Raw genomic sequence first — 26,721 nt, forward strand, 5'->3', positions numbered from 1 at the left:
GGAAGCACGCTAATGGCTACGATTCATGTAGACGGCAAAGAATACGAGGTCAACGGAGCGGACAACCTGTTACAGGCTTGTCTCTCTCACGGCCTTGATATTCCTTATTTTTGCTGGCATCCGGCGCTGGGAAGCGTTGGCGCCTGCCGCCAGTGTGCGGTGAAGCAATATCAAAACGCGGAAGACACGCGTGGCCGCCTGGTGATGTCCTGTATGACTCCGGCATCCGACGGCACCTTTATCTCTATCGACGACGAAGAAGCAAAACAGTTCCGCGAAAGCGTGGTGGAGTGGCTGATGACCAACCACCCGCACGACTGTCCGGTTTGTGAAGAGGGCGGTAACTGCCACCTTCAGGATATGACCGTGATGACCGGTCACAGCTTCCGTCGCTACCGTTTCACCAAGCGTACGCACCGCAACCAGGACCTGGGGCCGTTCATCTCTCACGAAATGAACCGCTGCATCGCCTGCTACCGCTGTGTTCGCTATTACAAAGATTATGCTGACGGTGGCGATCTGGGCGTGTACGGCGCGCACGACAACGTCTACTTCGGTCGTCCGGAAGACGGTACGCTGGAAAGCGAATTTTCCGGCAACCTCGTTGAAATCTGCCCGACCGGCGTTTTCACCGACAAAACCCACTCCGAGCGCTACAACCGTAAATGGGACATGCAGTTTGCACCAAGCATCTGCCAGCAGTGTTCCCTCGGCTGTAACACCAGCCCGGGCGAGCGCTACGGTGAACTGCGTCGTATCGAAAACCGTTACAACGGCACCGTGAACCACTACTTCCTCTGCGACCGTGGTCGTTTCGGTTACGGCTACGTGAACCTGAAAGACCGTCCGCGTCAGCCGGTTCAGCGTCGCGGTGACGACTTCATTACCCTGAACGCCGAGCAGGCGATGCAGGGTGCCGCAGATATTCTGCGTCAGTCGAAAAAAGTGATTGGCATCGGCTCCCCGCGTGCAAGCGTAGAGAGCAACTTCGCGCTGCGTGAACTGGTTGGGGAAGATAACTTCTACACCGGTATCGCCCAGGGTGAACAGGAACGTCTGCAGCTGGCACTGAAAGTGCTGCGCGAAGGCGGCATCCACACCCCTGCGCTGCGCGACATCGAATCTTATGATGCGGTGCTGGTGCTGGGTGAAGACATCACCCAGACCGGTGCCCGCGTTGCCCTGGCGGTTCGCCAGGCGGTGAAAGGTAAAGCGCGTGAAATGGCGGCGGCCCAGAAAGTGGCTGACTGGCAGATTGCGGCAATCCTCAACATCGGTCAGCGCGCTAAGCATCCGTTGTTCGTGACTAACGTCGATAATACTCGTCTGGATGACATCGCCGCGTGGACCTACTGCGCGCCGGTAGAAGACCAGGCGCGTTTAGGCTTCGCTATCGCCCACGCGCTGGATAACAGTGCGCCAGCGGTAGAAGGCCTGAGCAACGACTTGAAAGGCAAAATTGACGTTATCGTGCAGGCGCTGGCCGGTGCGAAAAAGCCGCTGATTATCTCCGGGACTAACTCCGGCAGCGCGGAAGTCATTCAGGCTGCGGCAAACGTCGCCAAAGCGCTGAAAGGCCGTGGCGCAGACGTCGGCGTGACCATGATTGCCCGTGCAGTGAACAGCGTAGGCCTTGGCCTGATTGGTGGCGGTTCACTGGAAGACGCGCTGAGCGAGCTGGAATCCGGCTCTGCGGATGCCGTTGTGGTGCTGGAAAACGATCTCCATCGTCATGCATCAGCTTCTCGCGTAGATGCTGCGCTCTCTAAAGCACCGCTGGTGATGGTTATCGACCATCAGCGCACCGCGATTATGGACAAGGCCCATCTGGTGCTGTCCGCGGCGAGCTTTGCTGAAAGCGACGGGACGGTCATCAACAACGAAGGCCGCGCCCAGCGCTTCTTCCAGGTTTATGACCCGGCTTACTACGACAGCAACACCGTGATGCTGGAAAGCTGGCGCTGGCTGCACTCGCTGCACAGCACCGTGCAGAGCCGTGAAGTGGACTGGACGCTGCTCGATCACGTGATCGACGCAGCTGTGGCAAAACTGCCGCAGCTGGCTGGCATCAAAGATGCTGCGCCTGATGCATCATTCCGTATTCGTGGTCAGAAACTGGCGCGTGAACCGCACCGCTACAGTGGTCGTACCGCAATGCGGGCGAACATCAGCGTGCACGAACCGCGTCAGCCGCAGGATAAAGACACCATGTTCGCCTTCTCTATGGAAGGGAACAACAGCCCGCTGGCCGAGCGTTCGCAGATTCCATTTGCCTGGGCTCCGGGCTGGAACTCCCCGCAGGCATGGAACAAGTTCCAGGCCGAAGTGGGTGGCAAACTGCGTCATGGCGATCCGGGCGTGCGCCTGATTGAAGCGTCTGAAAACGGTCTGGATTACTTCGGCACCGTTCCGGCAGGCTTCGAAGCGCAGGAAGGTCAGTGGCGTGTGGCACCGTGCTATCACCTGTTCGGCAGTGATGAAATGTCGCAGCGTTCGCCGGTGTTCCAGCAGCGTATGCCTGAGCCTTACATCAAGCTCAACCCGGCAGATGCCGCGAAGCTTGGCGTCAACGCGGGCGCGAAGATTGCCTTCAGCTACGACGGTCAGACCGTTACGCTGCCACTGCAGCTTTCCGAAGGGCTGTCAGCGGGGCAGGTCGGTCTGCCAATGGGTATGCCAGGTATTGCGCCAGTGCTGGCGGGTGCGCGTATTGATAATCTGCAGGAGGCGAAAGCATGAGTTGGTTAACACCGGATGTTATCGACATTCTGTTAAGCATCCTGAAAGCGGTTGTCATCCTGCTGGTGGTGGTCACCTGCGGGGCGTTCATGAGCTTTGGTGAACGTCGTCTGCTCGGTCTGTTCCAGAACCGTTACGGACCGAACCGCGTAGGCTGGGGCGGCTCGCTCCAGCTGGTCGCGGACATGATCAAGATGTTCTTCAAAGAGGACTGGGTGCCGAAATTTACCGACAAGGTGATCTTCACCCTGGCACCGGTTATCGCGTTCACCTCTTTGCTGCTGTCGTTTGCCATCGTCCCGGTCAGCCCGACCTGGGTGGTCGCCGACCTCAACATCGGCATTCTGTTCTTCCTGATGATGGCAGGCCTGGCGGTTTACGCCGTGCTGTTCGCGGGTTGGTCGAGTAACAACAAATACTCGCTGCTCGGTGCGATGCGTGCTTCTGCGCAGACCCTGAGCTACGAAGTGTTCCTCGGCCTGTCGCTGATGGGCGTTGTCGCGCAGGCAGGCTCCTTCAACATGACCGATATCGTCAATAACCAGGCGCACCTGTGGAACGTGATTCCACAGTTCTTCGGCTTCATTACTTTCGCCATCGCGGGCGTAGCGGTGTGTCACCGTCACCCGTTTGACCAGCCGGAAGCGGAGCAGGAACTGGCGGATGGTTACCACATTGAATACTCCGGCATGAAGTTCGGTCTGTTCTTCGTGGGCGAATATATCGGTATCGTCACCGTTTCAGCGCTGATTGTGACGCTGTTCTTCGGTGGCTGGCAGGGTCCGTTCTTACCGCCATTCATCTGGTTCGCGATCAAAACCGCGTTCTTTATGATGATGTTCATTTTGATCCGTGCTGCATTGCCTCGTCCGCGTTATGACCAGGTGATGTCCTTCGGCTGGAAAGTGTGCCTGCCGCTGACGCTGATCAACTTGCTGGTAACGGCGGCTGTCATTCTCTGGCAGCAGCCATAAGGGGCGAATAGACCATGACTTTAAAAGAATTATTAGTGGGCTTCGGCACCCAGGTTCGCAGTATCTGGATGATCGGGATGCACGCTTTCGCCAAGCGCGAAACGCAGATGTATCCGGAAGAGCCGGTTTACCTGCCGCCGCGCTACCGTGGCCGCATCGTGCTGACGCGCGATCCGGACGGCGAAGAGCGCTGCGTAGCCTGTAACCTGTGCGCCGTTGCCTGTCCGGTTGGCTGTATCTCTCTGCAAAAAGCAGAAACCAAAGATGGCCGCTGGTATCCAGAGTTTTTCCGCATTAACTTCTCACGCTGCATTTTCTGCGGCCTGTGTGAAGAAGCGTGCCCGACCACGGCGATTCAGTTGACCCCGGACTTCGAACTGGGCGAATACAAGCGTCAGGACCTGGTGTACGAGAAAGAGGATCTGCTGATTTCCGGTCCGGGCAAATACCCGGAATATAACTTCTACCGGATGGCGGGTATGGCAATCGACGGCAAAGATAAGGGCGAAGCAGAGAACGAAGCCAAGCCTATCGACGTCAAGAGCCTGTTACCGTAAGGAGAGGGGCAATGGAATTCGCATTTTACATATGTGGCCTCGTCGCCATCCTGGCAACGTTAAGGGTCATCACGCACACCAACCCGGTGCATGCGCTGCTGTACCTGATCATCTCCCTGCTGGCGATCGCCGGGGTGTTCTTCTCGCTCGGCGCGTACTTCGCCGGGGCGCTGGAGATCATCGTGTACGCCGGGGCGATCATGGTGCTGTTCGTGTTCGTGGTGATGATGCTGAACCTGGGCGGAGCCGAAATCGAACAGGAACGTCAGTGGCTGAAGCCGCAGGTCTGGATTGGGCCTGGCGTGCTGTCGGTTATCCTGCTGGCGGTGATTGTTTACGGTATCCTGGGCGTGAGCGACCAGGGCATTGACGGCAACGCCATCAGCGCGAAGGAAGTGGGTATTGCGCTGTTCGGTCCGTACGTACTGGCGGTGGAACTGGCTTCCATGCTGCTGCTGGCGGGCCTGGTTGTGGCCTTCCACATCGGTCGTGAAGACCGCGTGGGTGAAGTCATAAGCAACCGTCCGAACGACAGCAAAAGAAAACCGGAGGAGCACGCATGATCCCCTTAACACATGGACTGATCCTCGCGGCGATCCTCTTCGTTCTCGGGCTGACCGGTCTGGTTATCCGCCGCAATCTGCTGTTTATGCTGATCGGGCTGGAAATCATGATTAACGCCGCCGCGCTGGCCTTTGTGGTCGCCGGCAGCTACTGGGGCCAGACCGACGGTCAGGTGATGTATATCCTCGCTATCAGCCTCGCGGCTGCGGAGGCGAGTATTGGCCTGGCGCTGCTGCTGCAGCTCCACCGTCGCCGCCAGAACCTGAACATCGATTCAGTAAGTGAGTTGCGTGGATGAACATGCTTGCCTTAACCGTCATTTTGCCATTGATTGGCTTCCTGCTGCTCGCCTTCTCCCGCGGGCGCTGGTCTGAGAATCTCTCTGCCACCATCGGTATGGGCTCCGTGGGCCTGGCCGCGCTGACCACCGTTTTCGTTGGCGTGGATTTCTTCGCCAACGGCAAACAGGCCGTCAGCGTGCCGCTGTGGAACTGGATGTCCGTTGGTGATTTCAACATCGGCTTCAACCTGGTGCTGGACGGCCTGTCGCTGACCATGCTCTCCGTGGTCACCGGCGTTGGCTTCCTGATCCACATGTTCGCCTCCTGGTACATGCGTGGGGAAGAGGGCTACTCGCGCTTCTTCGCCTACACCAACCTGTTCATCGCGAGCATGGTGGTGCTGGTACTGGCAGACAACCTGCTGCTGATGTACCTGGGCTGGGAAGGCGTGGGCCTCTGCTCCTATCTGCTGATCGGTTTCTATTACACCGATCCGAAGAATGGCGCTGCGGCAATGAAAGCCTTCGTGGTAACCCGCGTGGGTGATGTGTTCCTCGCCTTCGCACTGTTCATCCTCTACAACGAACTGGGCACCCTGAACTTCCGCGAAATGGTGGAACTGGCACCTCAGCACTTCGAAGCGGGCAACAACATGTTGACCTGGGCGACGCTGATGCTGCTGGGTGGTGCGGTCGGTAAATCCGCGCAGCTGCCGTTGCAGACGTGGCTTGCAGACGCAATGGCTGGCCCAACGCCAGTTTCTGCGCTGATCCACGCCGCAACCATGGTGACCGCGGGCGTCTACCTGATTGCCCGTACCCACGGTCTGTTCCTGATGACCCCGGAAATTCTGCACCTCGTCGGTATCGTTGGCGCGGTAACTCTGGTGCTGGCAGGCTTTGCCGCGCTGGTGCAGACGGACATCAAACGCGTTCTCGCATACTCCACCATGAGCCAGATTGGCTACATGTTCCTGGCGCTCGGCGTACAGGCGTGGGATGCGGCGATTTTCCACCTGATGACCCACGCGTTCTTCAAAGCGCTGCTGTTCCTCTCGTCCGGTTCGGTGATCCTTGCCTGCCACCACGAGCAGAACATCTTCAAAATGGGCGGCCTGCGTAAGTCGATTCCGCTGGTGTATGTCTGCTTCCTGGTTGGTGGTGCTGCGCTGTCCGCGCTGCCGCTGATTACCGCAGGCTTCTTCAGTAAGGATGAGATCCTGGCAGGGGCGATGGCCAACGGTCATATCAACCTGATGATCGCCGGTCTGGTGGGGGCGTTCATGACGTCGCTCTATACCTTCCGCATGATCTTTATCGTGTTCCACGGCAAAGAGCAGATCCACGCGCACGCAGGGAAGGGGATTACCCACCACCTGCCGCTTATCGTGCTGCTCGTTCTGTCCACCTTCGTTGGCGCAATGATTGTTCCGCCACTGCAGGGTGTGCTGCCGCAGACAACTGAACTGGAACACAGCCACGTCCTGACCCTGGAAATCACTTCCGGCGTTGTGGCGATTGCCGGCATCCTGATTGCCGCCTGGCTGTGGCTGGGTAAACGTACGCTTGTCACCGCGATTGCCAACAGTGCGCCGGGCCGTCTGCTCGGCACCCTGTGGTACAACGCCTGGGGCTTCGACTGGCTGTACGATAACATTTTCGTCAAACCGTTCCTGGGCGTTGCGTGGCTACTGAAACGCGATCCGCTGAACAGTCTGATGAATCTCCCGGCCATTCTTTCCCGCTTCGCAGGCAAAGGTCTGCTGGTGAGCGAGAACGGTTACCTGCGCTGGTATGTGGCATCCATGAGCATTGGCGCGGTGGTTGTTCTCGCGCTGCTGATGGTTTTGCGTTGAGTTGACAGAAAAGGAATATAGATCGCCATGTTATTACCCTGGCTAATACTAATCCCGTTTATCGGCGGCTTCTTATGCTGGCAGACCGAACGCTTCGGCGAGAAGATGCCGCGCTGGATAGCGCTTATCACAATGGGACTGACGCTGGCCCTCTCCCTGCAGCTTTGGCTGCAGGGCGGCTACTCACTGACGCAATCCGCAGGCATTCCACAATGGCAGTCTGAATTTATTCTGCCGTGGATCCCGCGCTTTGGCATTACCTTCCACCTCGCACTCGACGGTCTGTCGCTGCTGATGGTGGTGCTGACCGGCCTGCTCGGCGTTCTGGCGGTACTGTGCTCCTGGCAAGAAATTCAAAAATACCAGGGCTTCTTCTACCTGAACCTGATGTGGATCCTGGGCGGCGTCATCGGCGTGTTCCTCGCCATCGACATGTTCCTGTTCTTCTTCTTCTGGGAGATGATGCTGGTGCCGATGTACTTCCTGATCGCGCTGTGGGGCCACAAGGCTTCAGACGGTAAAACGCGTATCACGGCGGCCACCAAGTTCTTCATCTACACCCAGGCGAGCGGTCTGGTGATGTTGATTGCCATCCTGGCGCTGGTGTTTGTGCACTACAGCGCGACAGGCGTGTGGACCTTCAGCTATGAAGAGCTGCTGAAAACGCCGATGGCCCACAACGTGGAATACCTGCTGATGCTCGGCTTCTTCATCGCCTTCGCGGTGAAAATGCCGGTTGTGCCGCTGCATGGCTGGCTGCCAGACGCGCACTCCCAGGCACCAACGGCGGGTTCCGTTGACCTCGCGGGCATCTTGTTGAAAACCGCGGCCTACGGTCTGCTGCGTTTCGCGCTGCCGCTGTTCCCGAACGCTTCCGCAGAGTTCGCGCCAATTGCCATGTGGCTCGGCGTGATCGGTATCTTCTACGGCGCGTGGATGGCCTTCACTCAGTACGACATCAAACGTCTGATCGCCTACACCTCGGTATCGCACATGGGCTTCGTGCTGATTGCGATTTACACCGGCAGCCAGCTGGCGTACCAGGGCGCGATCATTATGATGATTGCACACGGTCTGTCTGCGGCAGGGATGTTCATCATCTGTGGTCAGCTGTACGAACGTCTGCACACTCGTGATATGCGCATGATGGGCGGCCTGTGGAGCAAAATTAAGTGGCTGCCAGCGCTGTCGATGTTCTTCGCTGTGGCAACGCTTGGGATGCCGGGTACCGGTAACTTCGTTGGCGAATTCATGATCCTGTTCGGCAGCTTCCACGTCGTGCCGGTCATTACCGTGATTTCCACCTTCGGTCTGGTGTTTGCTTCCGTGTACTCGCTGGCGATGCTGCATCGCGCTTACTTCGGTAAAGCGAAAAGCGAAATCGCGGCCAAAGAACTGCCAGGGATGTCGCTGCGCGAGCTGTTTATCATCCTGCTGTTGGTGGTGCTGCTGGTTCTGCTCGGGTTCTACCCGCAGCCGATCCTCGACACCTCGCATGCTGCGATGAGCAATATTCAGCAGTGGTTTGTTAATTCTGTTACTACTACAAGGCCGTAAATCGCCATGACAATAACTCCACAACAACTGATCGCACTGCTACCGCTGCTGATCGTCGGCTTGACGGTGGTGGTTGTGATGCTCTCCATTGCGTGGCGACGCAATCATTTCCTGAATGCTACGCTCGCGGTTGTCGGCTTAAACGTCGCGCTGCTGTCACTCTGGTTTGTTGGTCACGCAGGAGCAATGGACGTCACGCCGCTGATGCGCGTTGATGGCTATGCCATGCTCTACACCGGGCTGGTGCTGCTGGCGAGTCTCGCCACCTGTACCTTCGCCTACCCGTGGCTTGAAGGCTATTACGACAACAAAGAAGAGTTCTACCTGCTGGTGCTGATTGCCGCCCTGGGTGGCATTCTGCTGGCGAACGCCAACCACATGGCTTCACTGTTCCTCGGCATCGAGCTTATCTCGCTGCCGCTGTTCGGCCTGGTGGGTTACGCGTATCGCCAGAAGCGCTCGCTGGAAGCCAGCATCAAATACACTATTCTGTCTGCCGCAGCCTCTTCCTTCCTGCTGTTCGGTATGGCGCTGGTGTATGCGAACTCCGGTAGCCTGTCGTTCCTGGCGCTGGGTAAAGCGCTGGCGGACAACATGCTGCACGAGCCGCTGCTGCTTGCCGGTCTGGGCCTGATGATTGTTGGCCTTGGCTTCAAGCTCTCTCTGGTTCCGTTCCACCTGTGGACGCCAGACGTGTATCAGGGCGCGCCTGCGCCGGTCTCCACCTTCCTGGCGACCGCAAGCAAAATCGCCATCTTTGGTGTGGTGATGCGCCTGTTCCTGTACGCGCCAGTGGGCGACAGCGAAGCCGTTCGCGTGGTGCTGGGCGTGATTGCCTTTGTGTCTATCATCTTCGGTAACCTGATGGCTCTGAGCCAGACCAACATCAAGCGTCTGCTCGGTTACTCCTCCATCTCGCACCTGGGTTATCTGCTGGTGGCGCTGATTGCGCTGCACAGCGGTCAGATGTCCATGGAAACCGTTGGCGTGTATCTGGCCGGTTACCTGTTCAGCAGCCTCGGCGCGTTCGGTGTCGTCAGCCTGATGTCCAGCCCTTACCGTGGCCCGGATGCAGATTCTCTGTACTCCTACCGTGGTCTGTTCTGGCACCGTCCGATTCTGTCGGCGGTGATGACCGTGATGATGCTCTCCCTGGCCGGTATCCCGATGACGCTTGGCTTTATCGGTAAATTCTACGTGCTGGCAGTGGGCGTCCAGGCGCACCTGTGGTGGCTGACCGCCGCGGTGGTTGTCGGTTCCGCGATTGGTCTTTACTACTACCTGCGCGTAGCGGTGAGCCTGTATCTGGAAGCGCCTCAGCAGCTGAACCGCGATGCTCCATCAAACTGGCAGTACAGCGCTGGCGGTATCGTCGTACTGATTTCCGCCCTGCTGGTGCTGATCCTCGGTATCTACCCGCAGCCGCTGATCAATATCGTTCAACTTGCGATGCCGATGATGTAATCACGCGAAAGCCTGATAAAACCGCCGACTTGTTCGGCGGTTTTTTTTCGCCAGGACAAAAGCTAATTATGGAAGGTAAGAACGGGTGGAGGGCGATGGCAGGAGAGGGTGTATTTAGAAGAGGGGAAAGCGGCAGCGCACTGGCATGAACAAACCAGTGCTGCCTGTCACAGAGAAGAGATCACCAGCCGCAGACGTTAACTTCTTCGTCAGTGTCGTAACCCCGAACGATGTTGATCAAATCCTTCACGGTGTCTGCCGCGGTGGTCGCATCATTCAGTTCGGCCAACGTAGCCAGGTGCTTATCGACGGAGACGCCATTATTGTTGTTGGTGACCGTCACGATAAAACCTTTTGGGGCATCTTCTTTGCTGGCCAGACTCTCAACCAGCTCGTTAAGCGCCTGCACTGCAATGTCAGGCACATAGAGCGACATCGGTTTCAAATAAACTTTGGCCTGTTTCTCTTTGCTGGCGTAGTTAACGACTTCAAGCGTGTAGCCTTTGTTTTCGCTATCCATTACGGACTCCCTAATCTTCGGTAAGGATTTTTGGGTCAACATAAAAGTCGACGTTAAAAACGGTGTCTTCGGTCAGCGCTTCGATGCGGTGCCATTTTTCTGGCGGAAAAACACCAAACTGACCGGCTTCGATGGTCAATGTTTCAACGGGATCCGGGCTGGTTTCGTCCGCGTAGCCTAAGTAGCGGATGCAGCCCTGCATGACGCTCAGGCGAGGATAGACGCCCTGGCGGGTGCCTTTGTCCAGATGCCGCTGCCAGATAGCGGCCGGTGCCGTTTCTTTCGTCCAGAGTGGGGTGGCTCTGACATGAACATAATGAGTAGGGATAATGATTCTTTCCACAATTTATCCTCGGATTGTCAGGGTGATATTCGAAGGGGATACCTGTCACTATGGTACGCCTGTTCCAATGTGTTGAAAGCGCTTTGGAGGGAGAGTTAGGGGTAGCGAGGCGGTAACTCTTAGGGGGTGGTAAAATATACAACCAATTGTTATTTAATGATAAAAATGGATTTCGCCGGTTGCGAAATAAGCAAGCGAGACGCAGCTTATGTTGGGAACGAGCCAGCCATTAAAAAGAAAGGGCCAGCGAGAGTGATTTCTCGTCATGGCCCTGTTGTCTCTTAGCGCAGCTTCAGTCGACTTGAATCATACGGAATGTAAGCGGCTGATCAGCGGCCCGTCTTCGCGACGCTCCGCGCGCTCCAGCACTTCTTTAATGACCGACGACAGTTCGTTAATTTCAAACTTCGCCACGTAACCGTCGGCTTTCACTTTGCGGATATGATCTTCGTTGGCGTTGCCAGAGAGTGAAGAGTGGATCACTACCGGAATCGCCTTCAGGCGTGGGTCAGATTTGATTTTACGGGTGAGGGTGAAGCCGTCCATCTCCGGCATTTCGAGATCGGTCAGTACCAGCGCGATTTTATCAGTGACAGGCACGCCTTCGGCCTGGGCTTCTTTCGCCAACTTTTCGATGGTTTCCCAGGCCTGCTGGCCGGTGACGTGCATCTTCGCCGGGATCTCCATGGCGTGCAGGCCTTTCTCCAGCATCGCGCGCGCCACTTTCGAATCCTCAGCCACAATTGCCGTCGCGCCCGGTTTGATGCTTTGCTTAGGCGCAGTCAGGCGAGTTGAATGCAGGTCATGATCGGCAGGAACGATGTCATACAGGATCTGCTCGACGTCGATTACCATCGCCAGGTTGTTGCTGTCTTTGTCGTTATCGAGACAGGCAATGCTGGTGATGTACTGGCCGTTGACCGCTTTTTCCGCCGTATGCACCTGGGTCCAGTCGAGGCGGATAATATTTTCCACCGATTCAACGGCAAAGGCCTGCACGCTGCGGGCGTACTCGGTGATCAGCAGAATGTTCAGCCCGCTTTCCGCCTTGCAGCCGAGCACCGAAGGCAGATCGATAACCGGGATGATCTGGTCGCGGATATTGACCATGCCCATCACCGGGGCCTTAATGCCCGCAGGTTTGGTGAAGGCAGGCATCGGAACGATTTCGCGCAGCTTGAAAACGTTAATGCCGAAGAGTTCTGATTTATCACCCTGCGCCGATGCGCCGAGGCGGAACAGAAGCAGTTCAAAGCGGTTGGACAGAGTGAGATTAGCCCTGTCGTCGATATCTTTCTGAAAATTGTCCATCTTGCCCTCAGAGTAAAGAGAATGCCGAGCCTTTACTCTGTTATCGGCATTTGCGGGCAAAAGTTAAGCCAGCGGGAACACGCTAAAGTCTTCCGCCAGTTCACAGGGCTCAAACACGCCCCGGCACTCCGCCAGCAGGTGCTGGCAACCTTGCCAGTCGTAGCGGGAGCTCACGTGAGTAATAATGAGCTTACCGACGTTCGCCTCGCGCGCCAGTTCTGCTGCCTGCACAGACGACGAATGCCCACGGCTGTTGGCCTTTTCCGCCATCGCGTGCTCAAGGGTGGTTTCATGCACCATGACATCAACGTCTTTCGCGAGCGCCAGCGCGGCCGGGCAGGGTGCCGTATCGCCGAAAATGGCAAGCTTAACGCCCGGCGTGCTCGGGCCAAGATAATCCTTCCCGTTGACGATGCGCCCGTCCGGCATCGTGACCGTCATGCCTTTTTTCAAATCCTGGAAAAGCGGGCCTGCTTTGATACCGTCAGCCAGCAGCCGTGCGGCGTCAAGCGGGCCGGGTTTATCATGCTGCTCAATACGATAGCCGAAGCATTCAACAGGATGGCTGAGTGGGTACGCGGTGACGCGGAACAAGCCATCATCAAAAACTTCCCCTTCGCTGATCTCTTCAATCGTGAGCGGGTAATCGGTCCAGGAGCCGCTGAGGCGCAGGGCCGTTTCCACAAACTCCTTAATGCCTTTAGGACCGTAAATCGTCAGCGGCGAAGGATTTCCCTGCATCGAACGGCTGCACAACAGACCGGGCAGACCAAAGAGGTGATCGCCGTGCAGATGGGTGATAAAGATTTTATCGAGTTTACCAGGGTGGTGACTGGTTCGCAGAAACTGATGCTGCGTGCCTTCGCCGCAGTCGAACAACCACATTTGCGACAGCGTTGGCTGTTGCAAATTCAGCACTATCGACGTCATATTACGGTGACGGGTCGGAACGCCTGCGGATGTCCCGAGAAAAATCAATTCCATAACGCATTTTCCTTCATTGCCAGAACACCCAGTATAACGGAGCGCACTATGATCCAGTGGAACGATCTTCACCACAGCCAGTTAACCGTCCAACAACTGTACGCCCTGTTACAGCTGCGGTGCGAAGTTTTTGTCGTCGAGCAGACCTGCCCGTATCAGGACGTGGACGGCGACGATCTGGTGGGAGAGAACCGCCACATACTGGGCTGGCGAGACGGCGAGCTGGTGGCGTATGCGAGGATTCTGAAAAGTGAGGAGGAGTTTGAGCCAGTGGTGATAGGCCGGGTGATTGTCAGTCAGGCCGTTCGGGGTGAAAAACTGGGCGTGAAACTGATGGAACAAACCCTCGCCAGCTGCGACCAGCACTGGCCGCAGAAGGCGTTATACCTGGGGGCGCAGGCTCACCTGCAATCCTTCTATGCCCACTTCGGTTTTGCGCCTGTGACCGACGTTTATGACGAAGACGGCATCCAGCACATCGGCATGGCACGGGAAGCGAGATCCTGAAGCATTGTCTATAGTTAGCGGACAGGTTTAACCAAGGAGAAAACTGATGGCATATCGTTCCTATGAATCACACATTGATGACGACCTGGCCCTGCTGAGCGACACTCTGGAAGAGGTCTTAGGCTTTTCCGGCGATCCTGCCGACCAGAAGTATATTGAGCTGAAACTGCGCGCCGAACGCGCATTGCAGGATGTTCAGGCCCGTGTAAGTCAGGCTTCTGACACCTATTACTACCGGGCGAAACAAGCCGTGACCCGTGCCGATGATTACGTGCACGAAAAACCCTGGCAAGGTATTGGCGTGGGCGCCGCTGTGGGGCTGGTCTTAGGGCTACTGCTGGCACGGCGTTAAGCTGAGGATTCACTTCTAAAACCGCTCCCTCGTCATGGGTACTGCTTTTTTCAGGCAGTACCCTTTATAATGCATGGTTTTTATCAAAGGGAGATTCGCGTGCATTCGATTACCGCTGCGCTTGAAAGCCTGCTGGCTTTTCTGACTGAAGACCTACCCGCTGCGCCCGGCTCGCGAATTTTCGATACCCCCTTTCCCCTGAATGACGCCTTTGACCCGCTCAGCTGGTTAAGCAGCCAGGCCGTTTTCCCCCAGTTTTACTGGCTGCACCGCAATGGCCAGGAAGAGGCCGCCGCGCTGGGCGCCGTCCGTCATTTTACTGCTCTTTCCCATGCCGCAGATTATTTGCAGGAAGCGCAAACCGATCTGCGAATCTGGGGGCTGAACGCCTTTGAACCCCACACCGGAGAGCTGTTTCTTCCCCGAGTGGAATGGCGTCGCAGCGCAGGAAAAGCGTCTCTGCGGTTGACACTCAGCAGCGACATTTCCTTACGTGACGATGCCGCCGTTGCCCGGCAATTTCTGACCTCACTTCAGCCTTCACGCCCGATTCCACTGCTCAGCGGCGAGCTGAAAAGTGAACGTCATTATCCCGAGCGCGCAGGCTGGGTGAGCCTGATTCAAACGGCCACCGACACCATCGCCAACGGGATGCTCGACAAAGTCGTCCTCGCTCGCGCCACGGATTTACGCTTTGCCGCGCCGCTGCATGCGGGCGCGATGATGGCGGCCAGCCGCCGCGTGAATCTAAATTGCTACCATTTTCTGATGGCCTTCGATGCGCAAAACGCGTTCCTCGGATCCACGCCAGAGCGGCTTTGGCAGCGCCAGGGCACCCAGCTACTCACCGAGGCGCTGGCGGGGACCGTCGCCAGCCATCCTGACGATAAGCAGGCCAGCCATCTTGCCGACTGGCTGATGCAGGATGATAAAAATCAGCGTGAAAATTTGCTGGTGGTGGAGGATATCTGTCAGCGGCTGCAGCAGGAGGTCAGCGCGCTGGAAGTGCTGCCGCCGCAGGTGATTCGCCTGCGTAAAGTTCAGCACCTGCGCCGTCGTATTCAGGCCGAACTTCAACGGCCTGACGACACGCGTTGCCTGTTTCAGCTTCAGCCCACCGCTGCGGTGGCGGGTTTGCCGCGTGAGCAGGCGCGCCAGTTTATCGAGCAGCATGAACCTTTTACCCGCGAGTGGTATGCGGGCTCTGCCGGGTATCTCAGCCTGCGCCAGAGCGAGTTTTGCGTCGCGTTACGTTCAGCCAAAGTAAGCGGTGACGTCGCCCGGCTCTACGCCGGGGCGGGAATTGTTCGCGGATCGGACCCGGAGCAGGAGTGGCAGGAGATCACCCAAAAAGCGGCGGGATTACGTTCATTGCTGCTGCCGGAATAGCAGTTAACCGACGCATATCAATAACCTGTCGTCATCGCTCATCTATAATTATTTGCAAAATTGATACCGGACAATCTCATGTCAGTAAGCGCATTCAACCGACGCTGGGCGGCGGTGATTCTCGAAGCATTAACCCGCCACGGCGTGCAGCACGTCTGTATTGCGCCAGGCTCGCGTTCCACGCCCCTGACGCTGGCGGCCGCAGAAAATCGCGCCCTGATTGCCCACACGCATTTCGACGAGCGAGGCCTCGGCCATCTGGCGCTGGGGCTGGCGAAAACGAGCCAGCAGCCCGTGGCGGTGATTGTCACCTCAGGCACGGCGGTCGCCAATCTCTATCCTGCGCTGATTGAAGCGGGGCTGACCGGTGAAAAACTGATCCTGCTGACGGCAGACAGGCCACCGGAGCTTATAGACTGCGGTGCCAATCAGGCTATTCGCCAGCCGGGCATGTTCAGCTCGCATCCTTCACAAACACTTTCCCTGCCGCGCCCGAGCCAGGATATTCCGGCCCGCTGGCTGGTCTCGTCGATTGATAATGCGCTCGCTCAGCTGCACAGCGGCGGCGTGCATATCAACTGTCCGTTTGCTGAACCGCTGTATGGCGAAATGGACGACACCGGGCTCGACTGGCAGCAGGCGCTCGGCAACTGGTGGCAAAGCGACAAACCCTGGCTGCGGGAAGGCCTGCTGCTGGAGAGTGAAAAGCAGCGCGACTGGTTCTTCTGGCGGCAAAAACGCGGCGTAGTCGTGGCCGGGCGGATGAGTGCTGCGGAAGGCAAAAAAGTGGCCGAATGGGCGAAAATCCTCGGCTGGCCGTTGATCGGCGACGTGCTGTCGCAAACCGGCCAGCCGCTGCCGTGCGCTGACTTATGGCTCGGCAACGCCAAAGCCGTCAGCGAACTGGCGCAGGCGCAAATTGTTATCCAGTTCGGCAGCAGCCTGACGGGGAAGCGTCTTCTGCAATGGCAGGCCACCTGCGAGCCGGACGAATACTGGCTGGTGGATAAGCTTCCGGGCAGGCTCGACCCGGCCCATCATCGCGGGCGCAGGCTGGTCTGTGAAATAGATAAATGGCTGGATCAGCATCCGGCAGAGCACCGCCAGAGCTGGAGTGTGGCCATTTCGCACCTTTCGGAACAGGCATGGCAGATAACCGTGGCGCAGCGAGATACCTTCGGCGAGGCGCAGCTGGCCCATCGCATCGGCGACTACCTGCCTGAACAGGGTCAGCTGTTTGTCGGCAACAGCCTCGTAGTGCGCCTGATCGATGCCCTGGGGCAGCTCCCGGCAGGCTATCCGGTATACAGCAACCGGGGTGCCAGCGGCATCGACGGGCTGATTTCAACCGCCGCAGGCGTGCAGCGAGGCAGTGCGAAATCCACGCTGGCGATAGTCGGCGACCTATCTGCGCTCTACGATCTCAACGGTTTGGCGCTGCTGCGGCAGGTTTCCGCGCCGCTGGTGCTGATTGTGGTAAACAACAATGGCGGGCAGATTTTCTCCCTGCTGCCGACACCCGTCGAAGAGCGCGAACGCTTCTACCTGATGCCGCAGAACGTCAATTTTGAGCACGCGGCGAAGCTGTTTGACCTGCGCTATCACCGCCCGGGCAGCTGGGCTGCGCTGGAAGACGCGCTGAGCGACGCATGGCGACAGCCAGTGACGACGGTTATCGAACTGGTCGTCAACGACACCGACGGCGCACAGACGCTGCAACATCTGCTGGCGCAGGTCAGCCAGCTATGACGCTGAACGTCGTTGTCCGAAAAGGTGAGAAAGATCGGCCCTGGCTGGTCTTTCTGCACGGCTTTTCTGGCGACAACCGCGAGTGGCAAACGGTCGGTGAATCGCTCAGCGATTATCCCCGGCTGTATCTTAATTTGCCAGGCCACCACGGCAGCGCGGATGTTTCGGTGGCAGGGTTTGACGACGTATGCCGGGAGCTGCGGGAAACGCTTGATAGTTACAACATCCTTGCGTGCTGGCTGATTGGCTATTCGCTGGGTGGGCGCGTGGCGATGTATGCGGCTTCGCAGGGCCTGGTGCCCGGTCTGAAGGGCATTATTGTGGAGGGCGGTCACCCCGGCCTTCAGAATGATGACGCTCGCCAGGCGCGCTGGTTATCTGACGGGCAATGGGCGGAACGTTTTCGTAGTGAACCGCTTTCGACGGTTTTCGATGCCTGGTATCGCCAGCCGGTGTTTGCCTCCCTCGATGAAGCACAACGCCAGGCGCTGGTGACGTTGCGGGCCGAAAACAACGGTCCACGGCTTGCCGATATGCTGATGGCAACGTCTCTTGCGGTGCAGCCAGAATTACGCGCGGCGCTCAGCCTGCGTGACTATGCTTTCTGGTACCTGTGCGGCGAACGCGATGCCAAATTCCGCGCCATCGCGCAGGAACTGGCCGCGTCGTGCCATCTTATTCCTCACGCCGGACACAACGCCCATCGGGAAAATCCCGCTGCGGTCGCACACTGTCTGGCACAGATTCTGAACGACTGACGACAGGACAAACTGATGATTTACCCTGATGAACAAATGCTCTACGCCCCGGTTGAATGGCAGGACTGCTCCGAAGGATTCACCGACATCCGCTATCAGAAATCCGCTGACGGCATCGCCAAAATCACCATTAACCGCCCACAGGTACGTAACGCGTTCCGTCCGCTGACCGTCAAAGAGATGATTCAGGCGCTGGCCGATGCGCGCTACGACGACAACGTCGGGGTGATCGTGCTCACCGGCGAAGGCGACAAAGCCTTCTGCGCGGGCGGCGATCAGAAAGTGCGCGGCGATTACGGCGGATATCAGGATGATTCCGGCACCCATCACCTGAACGTGCTGGATTTCCAGCGCCAGATCCGCACCTGCCCGAAACCGGTTGTGGCGATGGTGGCGGGTTACTCCATCGGCGGTGGCCATGTGCTGCACATGATGTGTGACCTGACCATTGCGGCTGAAAACGCCATCTTCGGCCAGACAGGCCCGAAAGTCGGCTCGTTTGACGGCGGCTGGGGCGCATCCTACATGGCCCGCATCGTCGGTCAGAAGAAAGCGCGTGAAATCTGGTTCCTGTGCCGTCAGTACGACGCAAAAGCGGCGCTGGATATGGGCCTGGTCAACACCGTTGTGCCGCTGGCAGACCTTGAAAAAGAGACCGTCCGCTGGTGCCGTGAAATGCTGCAAAACAGCCCAATGGCCCTGCGTTGTCTGAAAGCCGCGCTCAACGCCGACTGCGACGGCCAGGCCGGTCTGCAGGAGCTGGCGGGCAACGCCACCATGCTGTTCTATATGACCGAAGAAGGGCAGGAAGGCCGCAACGCCTTCAACCAGAAGCGCCAGCCTGACTTCAGCAAGTTCAAACGGAATCCATAATGCGCAATGCCCAGGTATACCGCTGGCAGATCCCAATGGACGCGGGAGTGGTTCTGCGCGAGCGGCGACTGAAGACCCGCGATGGCCTCTTCGTGCGCCTGAGCCTGGGCGAAGCCGAAGGCTGGGGCGAAGTCTCGCCCTTGCCAGGATTCAGCCTCGAAACGCTGGAAGAAGCGCAGGCCGCTGTGGTTAGCTGGGTTCAGGCCTGGCTGCAGGGCGGCGTACCGCCGCTTCCGGCACTGCCTTCCGCCGCTTTCGGCCTGAGCTGTGCGCTGGCAGAGCTTAATGACGAGCTCCCGCAGGCCGCAGATTACCGCGCGGCACCGCTTTGCACGGGCGATCCCGATGAGCTGTTTGCGGTCCTTGAAGCCATGCCCGGTGAGAAGGTCGCGAAGGTAAAAGTCGGGCTCTGGGAAGCGGTTCGCGACGGGATGGTGGTGAATCTGCTGCTGGAGGCGATTCCTGATTTACAGCTGCGTCTGGACGCCAACCGTGCCTGGACGCCGCTGAAAGCTCAGCAGTTTGCGAAGTACGTTAATCCTGACTATCGCCCACGCATCGCATTCATTGAAGAGCCGTGCCGCAGCCGCGACGATTCCCGCGCGTTCGCGCAGGAAACGGGCATTGCGATTGCCTGGGATGAAAGCCTGCGCGAGCCAGATTTTGCCTTTATCGCAGAACCCGGCGTGAAAGCAGTGGTGATCAAACCAACGCTCACCGGCAGCCTGCAACGCGTTCGTGAGCAGGTCGCCGCGGCGCACGCGCAGGGGTTAACGGCGGTGATCAGTTCGTCAATCGAGTCGAGCCTTGGCCTGACGCAGCTGGCACGTATTGCCGCCTGGCTGACGCCGGAGACGATGCCCGGCCTCGACACGCTGAACCTGATGCAGGCGCAGATGATTCGCCGCTGGCCGGGCAGCGAGCTACCCTGCATGACGCACGAGAGTCTGGAACCGCTGCTATGATTTTCCACGATTTTCCGTGGCGACACTGGCGCGCTGCGCGTCCTGATGCGCGGGCGCTGCGGCTGGGCGACGAGGTGCTGAGCTGGCAACAGCTTTGCGAACGCGTCGATAGTCTGGCCGCCGGTTTTATCACGCAGCGTCTCCAGCCGGGCGAGGGCGTGTTGCTTCGGGCCTGGAACTCTCCGCAAACTTTGCTGGCGTGGCTGGCGCTGCTTCAGTGTGGCGCCCGCGTCTTGCCGGTGAATCCGCAATTGCCTCGTGAACTTGTGTCTGCTTTGTTGCCTCAGTTTTCCCTGCATCATGCTTTATTGCTCACCGAAGACGCTCCCTTTGCGGATTTAGCCCCGCTCTTGCTTCAGCCGTCTGAAGCGAGTCAGGGTTACACCTGGCAGCCGGAACGCCTGGCGACGATGACGCTTACTTCCGGCTCCAGCGGTTTGCCCAAAGCCGCGGTGCATACCTTGCAGGCCCATCTTGCCAGCGCCGAAGGCGTGCTGGCGCTGATGCCCTTTAGCGAGTCTGACGACTGGCTGCTGTCGCTGCCGCTGTTTCACGTGTCCGGGCAGGGCATTCTGTGGCGCTGGCTGCTGAAGGGGGCGTGCTTAACGGTGCGCGAACGTATGCCGCTGGCGCAGATGCTGGCGGGCTGCACGCATGCCTCGCTGGTGCCAACTCAGCTGTGGCGGCTGCTGCACGACGGTGAAGCCCTCACGCTGAACACGGTTCTGCTGGGCGGCGCGGCTATCCCTGTAGAGCTTGCGGAGCAATCCCGCGCCGCAGGCATCCGCACATTCTGTGGATACGGCCTGACGGAGTTTGCCTCCACGGTCTGTGCCAAAGAAACCGACGGTGAAGCCGATGTGGGCCAGGCGCTTCCGGGCAGAGAGGTGAAAATCGTCGACGGTGAAATCTGGCTGCGCGGAAAAAGCATGGCGGCGGGCTACTGGCGGGACGGCAAACTGATGCCGTTAACCAATGCCGAAGGCTGGTTTGCCACGCGCGATCGCGGTGAATGGCACGGCGATCGCCTGTCTGTCCTCGGCCGAATGGATAATCTCTTTTTCTGCGGCGGGGAAGGTATCCAGCCAGAAGAGGTCGAACGCGCCATCGTGCGCCATCCGCAGATTGACCAGGTGTTTATTGTGCCGCTGGATGATGCGGAATACGGGCAACGCCCGGTGGCGGTGGTCGAATGCCACGAGGGATTCGATGCTGCCAGTCTGCCTGAATGGGCCAAAGATAAGCTGGCGCGCTTCCAGCAACCCGCTTACTGGCTTCAGCTTCCGGCCAGCCTGAAAACTGGCGGCATTAAGATTTCCCGCCGGGCGTTACAGGAGTGGGTCAACGCCACGCTGAAAGGCTAAAAGCCCTGCTTTTCATCCGGTGTTACAAACGCTTTCTTTACGGGGCAGTATCCTGGTGATGCTGCTTCGTTTTTGCCCTGTCAGGGGCAAAAATCCCCTCAATATGCCTTCTGTTGCGTATTAACTGGTTACAATCCTGTTACCCATCGCCTTTTTAGTCCCTTGATTCCTGTGGATTCGGCAGTACAATTCTGCCGTTTTTGGGCGATTTATTAATTTGTGTTTGCTGGAACGTTAAAAAATGAAAAAAGGTATTTTGTTAGGTCTGTCCGGTCTGCTGTTTGTCTCTGCGGCTGCGAACGCTATCAGCGTGAGCGGTCAGGCAGGTGAGCATTACACCAACCTGGGCGTAGGTTTTGGCACGGAGTCCACCGGTCTGGCGCTGAGCGGCAACTGGACCCACAGCGATAACGACGGCGACGCGGCGAATATCGGCGTCGGTCTGAATATTCCACTGGGTCCGTTCATTGCGACCGTGGGCGGTAAAGGCGTGTACACCAACCCGAAACAGGGTGATGAAGGCTACGCCGCAGCGGTTGGCGGTGGTCTGCAGTGGCCAATCGGCGACAGCTTCCGTCTGTTTGGTGAGTACTACTACTCTCCGGACTCACTCTCCAGCGGTATCGAGAGCTATCAGGAAGCGAACGCAGGCGGTCGCTGGACCATCATGCGTCCAATCAGCATTGAAGCGGGCTACCGTTATCTGAACCTGGCGGGTAAAGATAACAACCGCGACAACGTCATCGCAGACGGCCCGTACGTCGGCGTCAGCGCAGCGTTCTGATCCTCTGGCGCGGTATTCTGCCGCGCCTGTTTTCCCTTTCTTCCCCGCCTCCGCTATAGTAAATCGTCCTCTCATTCAGGAGATAACGATGATAAACGTGGAGATGTTGTCCACCGGTGACGAAGTGCTGCACGGTCAAATCATTGACACCAATGCAGCCTGGCTTGCCGATTACCTGTTTACGCAAGGAATGCCGTTAACGCGGCGCAATACCGTTGGTGACGATCTTGATGCGCTGGTGTCCATCCTGCGCGAACGCAGCCAGCATGCAGATATTCTGATCGTCAACGGCGGTCTCGGGCCTACCAGTGACGACCTTAGCGCGCTGGCCGCCGCCACTGCCAAAGGCGAAGGGCTGGTGCTCCACGAGGCCTGGCTCACTCAGATGGAACGTTTCTTCAGCGAACGCGGGCGCGTCATGGCCCCGAGCAACCGTAAGCAAGCGGAAATTCCCGCCAGTGCGGAGCTGATTGATAACCCGGTTGGTACCGCCTGCGGCTTTGCCGTTCAGCTGAACCGCTGCCTGATGTTCTTCACGCCGGGCGTGCCTTCGGAATTTAAAGTGATGGTGGCCGATCAAATTCTGCCGCGCCTGCGCGAGCGTTTTGCGCTCACGGAACCCCCGCTTTGCCTGCGGCTGACCACCTTTGGTCGCTCTGAAAGCGATTTAGCCCAGAGCCTCGATCACCTGGCGCTGCCGCCGGGCGTGACGATGGGTTACCGCTCATCGATGCCGATCATCGAACTCAAGCTGACCGGGCCTGCTGTCGAACGAGACGCGATGCTGGCGCTGTGGCCGGAAGTGCAGAAAGTCGCGGGCGAAAGCCTGATCTTTGAAGGCACTGAAGGGCTGGCGGCGCAGCTGGCACGCACGCTGCACGAAAGGAACCTGAGCATTACGCTCAGCGAGCAGTTTACCTCGGGGCTTATTGCCCTTCAGCTTGGACGCGAAAGCGCGCCGCTGCTGGCAAGCGAAGTGGTGCCGTGCCAGGAAGAAACCCTGGCGCAGACCGCGCACTGGACGGCGGAACGACGGGTGAATCATTTTGCCGGGTTGTCGCTGGCCGTAAGCGGCATCGAGCAGGATCACATCAATTTCGCGCTTTCCACTCCGGAAGGCACTTACGCGCTGCGGGTGAAGTTCAGCACCTCCCGCCATAGCCTTGCGGTGCGGCAGGAAGTGTGTGCGATGATGGCGCTGAACATTCTGCGCCGCTGGCTTAACGGCAAACCGGTTGCCAGCGAACATGGCTGGATCAACGTGGTCGATGATTTGTTCCTCCCTGCCTGAGGTTAACGCGCGTCGTTTTCGGCGCGCGCTGTCCAGCCTGTTGTACTGCCGATAAAAAAATCTGTGCTTTCCCTCTCACTTTTCCCTCAGAAAACCTTCATTCAGCCGAACGCCTGCTGGAATTTGATTCCCTTCACACTTTGACTTTGCCTCAGCCGCAACACTGATTCCATTATTCAGGACTGGAGTCCAGCATGATGGAATCAAGCAAAGTCCCGGCGCTTACCCGGGCCATCGACATTCTCGATCTGATTGGGCGGATTGGGCCCTGCAGCGCGGCGACGATCATTGATGAGCTCGCTATCCCCAAAAGCACCGCTTACCTGCTGCTGGGCGAGCTGAAAAAGCAGCGTTTTTTACGCATGGACAGCGCAGACAACTACTGCCTCTGGACGCGACTCGTGGAGCTTGCAGGGCAGGCGCTCAGCAAACTGGATCTGCGCGAGCTGGCGCGGCCCCGGCTGACGCAGCTGATGGATGAATGCGGCCTGCTTTGCCATCTGGGTATTACCGATCGTGAAAATGCCTGGTACATCCTCAAAATTGAGTCGTCGTCGACCATCAGCGTGCGCTCTCACGAGGGCAAAAGCCTGTCGCTCTCCCGTTCAGGGATTGGCAAATGCCTGCTGGCCTGGCAGCCGCAGCCCGAGCGTGAAGCCATCATCGCCACCCTCGACTGGCGGAAAGCCACCCCGACAACGATTACCACGCCGGAAGGATTACGCGAGGAGCTGGCACGCATTCGTGCGCGGGGCTGGAGCTTCGACAACGGGGAAGACTATCCCGACGTGCGCTGCGTCGCCGCGCCCATTTTCAACGCCAGCAACCAGCTGACGGCGGCCATTTCCGTGGTGGGTACCCGGCTGCAAATCAACGATGACAACCGCGATTACCTCGCAGGCAAAGCCATTGCCTGCGCGAAAGACATTTCCCGACTGCTGGGGTGGACGAGCCCCTTTGAACAGCAAGCTTCATAACAGGAGAACAGCATGACTTTACCGAAAATCAAACATGTCCGGGCCTGGTATCTCGGTGGCGCAACGGCGGAGAAGGGCGCGGGCGGCGGCGACTACCACGATCAGGGCGCGAATCACTGGATTGACGATCACATCGCCACGCCGATGAGTAAATACGCGCAGTACGAGCAGTCCCGTCAGTCGTTTGGCATTAACGTGCTGGGTACGCTGATTGTAGAAGTGGAGGCGGACAACGGGCAGACGGGGTTTGCCGTATCAACGGCAGGCGAGATGGGCTGCTTTATCGTTGAGAAACACCTGAACCGCTTTATCGAAGGCAAGTGCGTCAGCGACATCAAGCTGATCCACGATCAGATGCTGAACGCCACGCTGTTCTATTCCGGCTCCGGTGGCCTGGTGATGAACACCATTTCCTGTGTCGATCTGGCGCTGTGGGATCTGTTCGGCAAAGTGACCGGGCTGCCGGTTTACAAGCTGCTCGGCGGCGCGGTGCGCGATGAGATTCAGTTTTACGCCACCGGCGCGCGTCCGGATCTGGCGAAAGAAATGGGCTTTATCGGCGGCAAAATGCCGACTCACTTCGGGCCGCACGACGGTGATGCGGGCATCCGAAAAGATGCCGCGATGGTGGCGGAATACCGCGAGAAGTGCGGCCCGGACTTCTGGCTGATGCTCGACTGCTGGATGAGTCAGGACGTGAACTACGCGACGAAGCTCGCCCACGCCTGCGCGCCGTCTAACCTGAAGTGGATTGAGGAATGCCTGCCGCCGCAGCAGTACGAAGGCTATCGCGAGCTGAAGCGCAATGCACCAGCGGGGATGTTGGTGACCAGCGGTGAGCATCACGGCACGCTGCAGTCATTCCGCACGCTTTCGGAAACGGGTATCGACATTATGCAGCCAGACGTTGGCTGGTGCGGTGGCCTGACGACGCTGGTGGAAATTGCCGCCATCGCCAAATCACGCGGGCAGCTGGTGGTGCCGCACGGGTCGTCGGTTTACTCGCACCATGCGGTTATCACCTTCACCAACACGCCGTTTAGCGAGTTTCTGATGACCAGTCCGGATTGCTCAACGATGCGCCCACAGTTCGACCCGATCCTGCTCGATGAACCGGTGCCGGTGAATGGACGTATGCACAAGAGCGTGCTGGACAAGCCCGGCTTTGGCGTGGAGCTGAACCGCGACTGCAACCTGAAGCGTCCTTACAGCCACTAAAACTGCTGCGCCATGGTCACGCATGGCGCAGGTTTCCTGAGGATAAAGCGATGAATGCCACCCTGATTGAGCGCGTGGTGAAGAAAAACCGCGCGCGTTTGATCCCTTTTATGCTGGCGCTGTACGTGCTGGCGTTTCTGGATCGCTCCAATATCGGCTTTGCCAAAGAGACGTATCAGATTGACACCGGCCTCAGCAATGAGGCCTACGCCCTCGGCGCAGGGATTTTCTTCGTGGTTTACGCCTTCCTCGGCGTTCCCGCGAATTTGCTGATGCGCAAGTTCGGTGCCCGTTACTGGATTGGCGGCACGACGCTGCTGTGGGGCTTTCTTTCGGCGGCGATGGCGTGGGCCGATACGGAAGCTAAATTCCTGCTGGTGCGTACGTTGCTCGGCGCGGCGGAGGCGGGCTTCTTCCCCGGCATGATTTATCTGACCTCCCAATGGTTCCCGCAGCGCAGCCGCGCCAGCATCATGGGGCTGTTTTATATGGGCGCACCGCTGGCGTTAACTCTGGGATCGCCGCTCTCCGGTGCGCTGCTTGAAATGCACGGCTTTATGGGCCATCCCGGCTGGTTCTGGATGTTTGTCATCGAAGGGCTACTCGCCGTAGGCGCGGGCGTCTTTACCTTCTTCTGGCTGGACGACACGCCGCAGCAGGCGCGATTCCTGACGGCGGAAGAGAAGCAGGCGCTGATTCAGCAGCTCGCCAGCGAGGAGGAGAAAAAGGTCACAACGCGGCTGAGCGATGCGATCCGCATCGGCCGCGTCTGGCAGCTGGCCATCATTTACCTCTGCATTCAGGTGGCGGTTTACGGCCTGATCTTCTTCCTGCCAACCCAGGTTGCGGCGCTGTTGGGAACGAAAGTGGGCTTTTATGCCTCGGTGATCGCTGCCATTCCGTGGGTGTTCGCGCTGCTCGGCACCTGGCTGATTCCGCGCTACTCCGACAGGACCGGTGAGCGGCGTAACGTGGCAGCGCTCACGCTGCTGGCGGCAGGTATTGGTATTGGGGTTTCCGGGTTGGTATCGCCGGTGCTGGCGATTGCGGCGCTGTGCGTGGCCGCCGTCGGTTTTATCGCAGTGCAGCCTGTGTTCTGGACGATGCCAACGCAGCTGCTTTCCGGCACCGCGCTGGCGGCGGGAATTGGCTTTGTGAACCTGTTCGGCGCAGTCGGTGGATTTATCGCGCCGATTCTGCGCGTTAAGGCGGAAACGCTGTTTGCCAGCCCGGCGGCAGGGCTTCTGACGCTTGCGGCGGTGGCGATTCTCGGCTCGCTGTTAATTTTCTCACTGCGCGTTTCACGCCCGGTGACGCAGCCTGACGGGCTGACCCATTAATTGAT

The 26,721-nt window shown here is 58.4% G+C and carries 25 protein-coding genes; 21 read left to right on the top strand and 4 right to left on the bottom strand.

The window, feature by feature from the left end:
• Positions 1-12: 12 nt before the first annotated feature.
• From nuoG to nuoN, 8 genes are read left to right on the top strand one after another with little or no spacing between them, the layout of a single operon-like run.
• A complete protein-coding gene (gene nuoG, locus CRO87_RS04640; protein WP_097161762.1) occupies positions 13-2,739 on the top strand; it encodes an NADH-quinone oxidoreductase subunit NuoG in 2,727 nt (908 codons plus the stop codon).
• Complete coding sequence (gene nuoH / locus CRO87_RS04645) at positions 2,736-3,713, top strand: NADH-quinone oxidoreductase subunit NuoH (protein ID WP_097161763.1); 978 nt, start codon at positions 2,736-2,738, stop codon at positions 3,711-3,713. Before nuoG ends, nuoH begins: the two co-directional genes overlap by 4 nt.
• 14 nt (positions 3,714-3,727) lie before the next feature.
• Entirely contained in the window at positions 3,728-4,270 is a 543-nt protein-coding gene (gene nuoI / locus CRO87_RS04650) for an NADH-quinone oxidoreductase subunit NuoI (protein ID WP_004865092.1), read from the top strand.
• Between the two features lie 11 nt (positions 4,271-4,281).
• Positions 4,282-4,833 (top strand): NADH-quinone oxidoreductase subunit J, encoded by a 552-nt coding sequence (gene nuoJ / locus CRO87_RS04655; protein WP_097161764.1) that lies wholly within the window; start codon positions 4,282-4,284, stop codon positions 4,831-4,833.
• The gene (nuoK, locus tag CRO87_RS04660; RefSeq protein ID WP_097161765.1) at positions 4,830-5,132 is read left to right on the top strand and encodes an NADH-quinone oxidoreductase subunit NuoK; all 303 of its coding nucleotides are present in this window, start codon (positions 4,830-4,832) and stop codon (positions 5,130-5,132) included. The genes nuoJ and nuoK overlap by 4 nt, the downstream gene beginning before the upstream one ends.
• Positions 5,129-6,970, top strand: coding sequence for an NADH-quinone oxidoreductase subunit L (nuoL, locus tag CRO87_RS04665; protein WP_097161766.1), 1,842 nt, complete (start codon positions 5,129-5,131; stop codon positions 6,968-6,970). Before nuoK ends, nuoL begins: the two co-directional genes overlap by 4 nt.
• A 27-nt stretch (positions 6,971-6,997) precedes the next feature.
• On the top strand, positions 6,998-8,527 hold the full coding sequence (gene nuoM, locus CRO87_RS04670) for an NADH-quinone oxidoreductase subunit M (protein ID WP_097161767.1): 1,530 nt from the start codon (positions 6,998-7,000) through the stop codon (positions 8,525-8,527).
• Positions 8,528-8,533: 6 nt separating this feature from the next.
• Positions 8,534-9,991, top strand: a complete 1,458-nt coding sequence (nuoN, locus tag CRO87_RS04675) for an NADH-quinone oxidoreductase subunit NuoN (RefSeq protein WP_097161768.1) — start codon at positions 8,534-8,536, stop codon at positions 9,989-9,991.
• Positions 9,992-10,172: 181 nt separating this feature from the next.
• On the opposite strand, the gene CRO87_RS04680 is transcribed toward nuoN, so the two are convergent.
• The 4 genes from CRO87_RS04680 to rnz form a co-directional block, all read right to left on the bottom strand.
• A complete protein-coding gene (locus tag CRO87_RS04680) occupies positions 10,173-10,511 on the bottom strand; it encodes a DUF1869 domain-containing protein (protein ID WP_097161769.1) in 339 nt (112 codons plus the stop codon).
• A gap of 10 nt (positions 10,512-10,521) precedes the next feature.
• Positions 10,522-10,854 (bottom strand): DUF1971 domain-containing protein, encoded by a 333-nt coding sequence (locus CRO87_RS04685; protein WP_097161770.1) that lies wholly within the window; start codon positions 10,852-10,854, stop codon positions 10,522-10,524.
• A 306-nt stretch (positions 10,855-11,160) separates the two neighbouring features.
• The gene (locus tag CRO87_RS04690; protein WP_097161771.1) at positions 11,161-12,165 is read right to left on the bottom strand and encodes a chemotaxis protein; all 1,005 of its coding nucleotides are present in this window, start codon (positions 12,163-12,165) and stop codon (positions 11,161-11,163) included.
• A 63-nt stretch (positions 12,166-12,228) separates the two neighbouring features.
• Positions 12,229-13,149, bottom strand: coding sequence for a ribonuclease Z (rnz, locus tag CRO87_RS04695; RefSeq protein WP_097161772.1), 921 nt, complete (start codon positions 13,147-13,149; stop codon positions 12,229-12,231).
• Positions 13,150-13,197: 48 nt separating this feature from the next.
• On the opposite strand from rnz, the gene CRO87_RS04700 reads away from it, so the two are divergent.
• The 13 genes from CRO87_RS04700 (at position 13,198) to CRO87_RS04760 (ending at position 26,716) form a co-directional block, all read left to right on the top strand.
• Positions 13,198-13,656, top strand: coding sequence for a GNAT family N-acetyltransferase (locus CRO87_RS04700; protein ID WP_097161773.1), 459 nt, complete (start codon positions 13,198-13,200; stop codon positions 13,654-13,656).
• Positions 13,657-13,702: 46 nt separating this feature from the next.
• Positions 13,703-14,008 (top strand): stress response protein ElaB, encoded by a 306-nt coding sequence (gene elaB / locus CRO87_RS04705; RefSeq protein ID WP_097161774.1) that lies wholly within the window; start codon positions 13,703-13,705, stop codon positions 14,006-14,008.
• A 99-nt stretch (positions 14,009-14,107) separates the two neighbouring features.
• Positions 14,108-15,397, top strand: a complete 1,290-nt coding sequence (menF, locus tag CRO87_RS04710; protein WP_097161775.1) for an isochorismate synthase MenF — start codon at positions 14,108-14,110, stop codon at positions 15,395-15,397.
• A 78-nt stretch (positions 15,398-15,475) separates the two neighbouring features.
• Positions 15,476-17,146, top strand: a complete 1,671-nt coding sequence (gene menD, locus CRO87_RS04715; RefSeq protein WP_097161776.1) for a 2-succinyl-5-enolpyruvyl-6-hydroxy-3-cyclohexene-1-carboxylic-acid synthase — start codon at positions 15,476-15,478, stop codon at positions 17,144-17,146.
• Positions 17,143-17,904: a 2-succinyl-6-hydroxy-2,4-cyclohexadiene-1-carboxylate synthase gene (gene menH, locus CRO87_RS04720; RefSeq protein ID WP_097161777.1), complete on the top strand. Its 762-nt coding sequence runs from the start codon at positions 17,143-17,145 to the stop codon at positions 17,902-17,904. The genes menD and menH overlap by 4 nt, the downstream gene beginning before the upstream one ends.
• A gap of 15 nt (positions 17,905-17,919) precedes the next feature.
• Positions 17,920-18,777 carry a 1,4-dihydroxy-2-naphthoyl-CoA synthase gene (menB, locus tag CRO87_RS04725; protein ID WP_097161778.1) on the top strand — a complete coding sequence of 286 codons (858 nt, stop codon included), beginning with the start codon at positions 17,920-17,922 and terminating at the stop codon, positions 18,775-18,777.
• Positions 18,777-19,742 (top strand): o-succinylbenzoate synthase, encoded by a 966-nt coding sequence (gene menC, locus CRO87_RS04730; RefSeq protein WP_097161779.1) that lies wholly within the window; start codon positions 18,777-18,779, stop codon positions 19,740-19,742. The genes menB and menC overlap by 1 nt, the downstream gene beginning before the upstream one ends.
• Complete coding sequence (gene menE / locus CRO87_RS04735; protein ID WP_097161780.1) at positions 19,739-21,106, top strand: o-succinylbenzoate--CoA ligase; 1,368 nt, start codon at positions 19,739-19,741, stop codon at positions 21,104-21,106. The genes menC and menE overlap by 4 nt, the downstream gene beginning before the upstream one ends.
• A 241-nt stretch (positions 21,107-21,347) precedes the next feature.
• Entirely contained in the window at positions 21,348-21,890 is a 543-nt protein-coding gene (locus CRO87_RS04740) for a YfaZ family outer membrane protein (RefSeq protein WP_097161781.1), read from the top strand.
• A gap of 88 nt (positions 21,891-21,978) precedes the next feature.
• Complete coding sequence (locus CRO87_RS04745) at positions 21,979-23,181, top strand: nicotinamide mononucleotide deamidase-related protein YfaY (RefSeq protein WP_097161782.1); 1,203 nt, start codon at positions 21,979-21,981, stop codon at positions 23,179-23,181.
• Positions 23,182-23,375: 194 nt separating this feature from the next.
• Positions 23,376-24,158: an IclR family transcriptional regulator gene (locus CRO87_RS04750; RefSeq protein WP_097161783.1), complete on the top strand. Its 783-nt coding sequence runs from the start codon at positions 23,376-23,378 to the stop codon at positions 24,156-24,158.
• 12 nt (positions 24,159-24,170) lie between these two features.
• Complete coding sequence (gene rhmD, locus CRO87_RS04755) at positions 24,171-25,376, top strand: L-rhamnonate dehydratase (protein WP_097161784.1); 1,206 nt, start codon at positions 24,171-24,173, stop codon at positions 25,374-25,376.
• Between the two features lie 50 nt (positions 25,377-25,426).
• Positions 25,427-26,716, top strand: a complete 1,290-nt coding sequence (locus CRO87_RS04760) for an MFS transporter (protein WP_097161785.1) — start codon at positions 25,427-25,429, stop codon at positions 26,714-26,716.
• Positions 26,717-26,721 lie beyond the last annotated feature (5 nt).

Origin of the sequence: Enterobacter sp. CC120223-11 (genome assembly GCF_900215375.1) — a bacterium.
Classification (GTDB): Bacteria; Pseudomonadota; Gammaproteobacteria; order Enterobacterales; family Enterobacteriaceae; genus Scandinavium.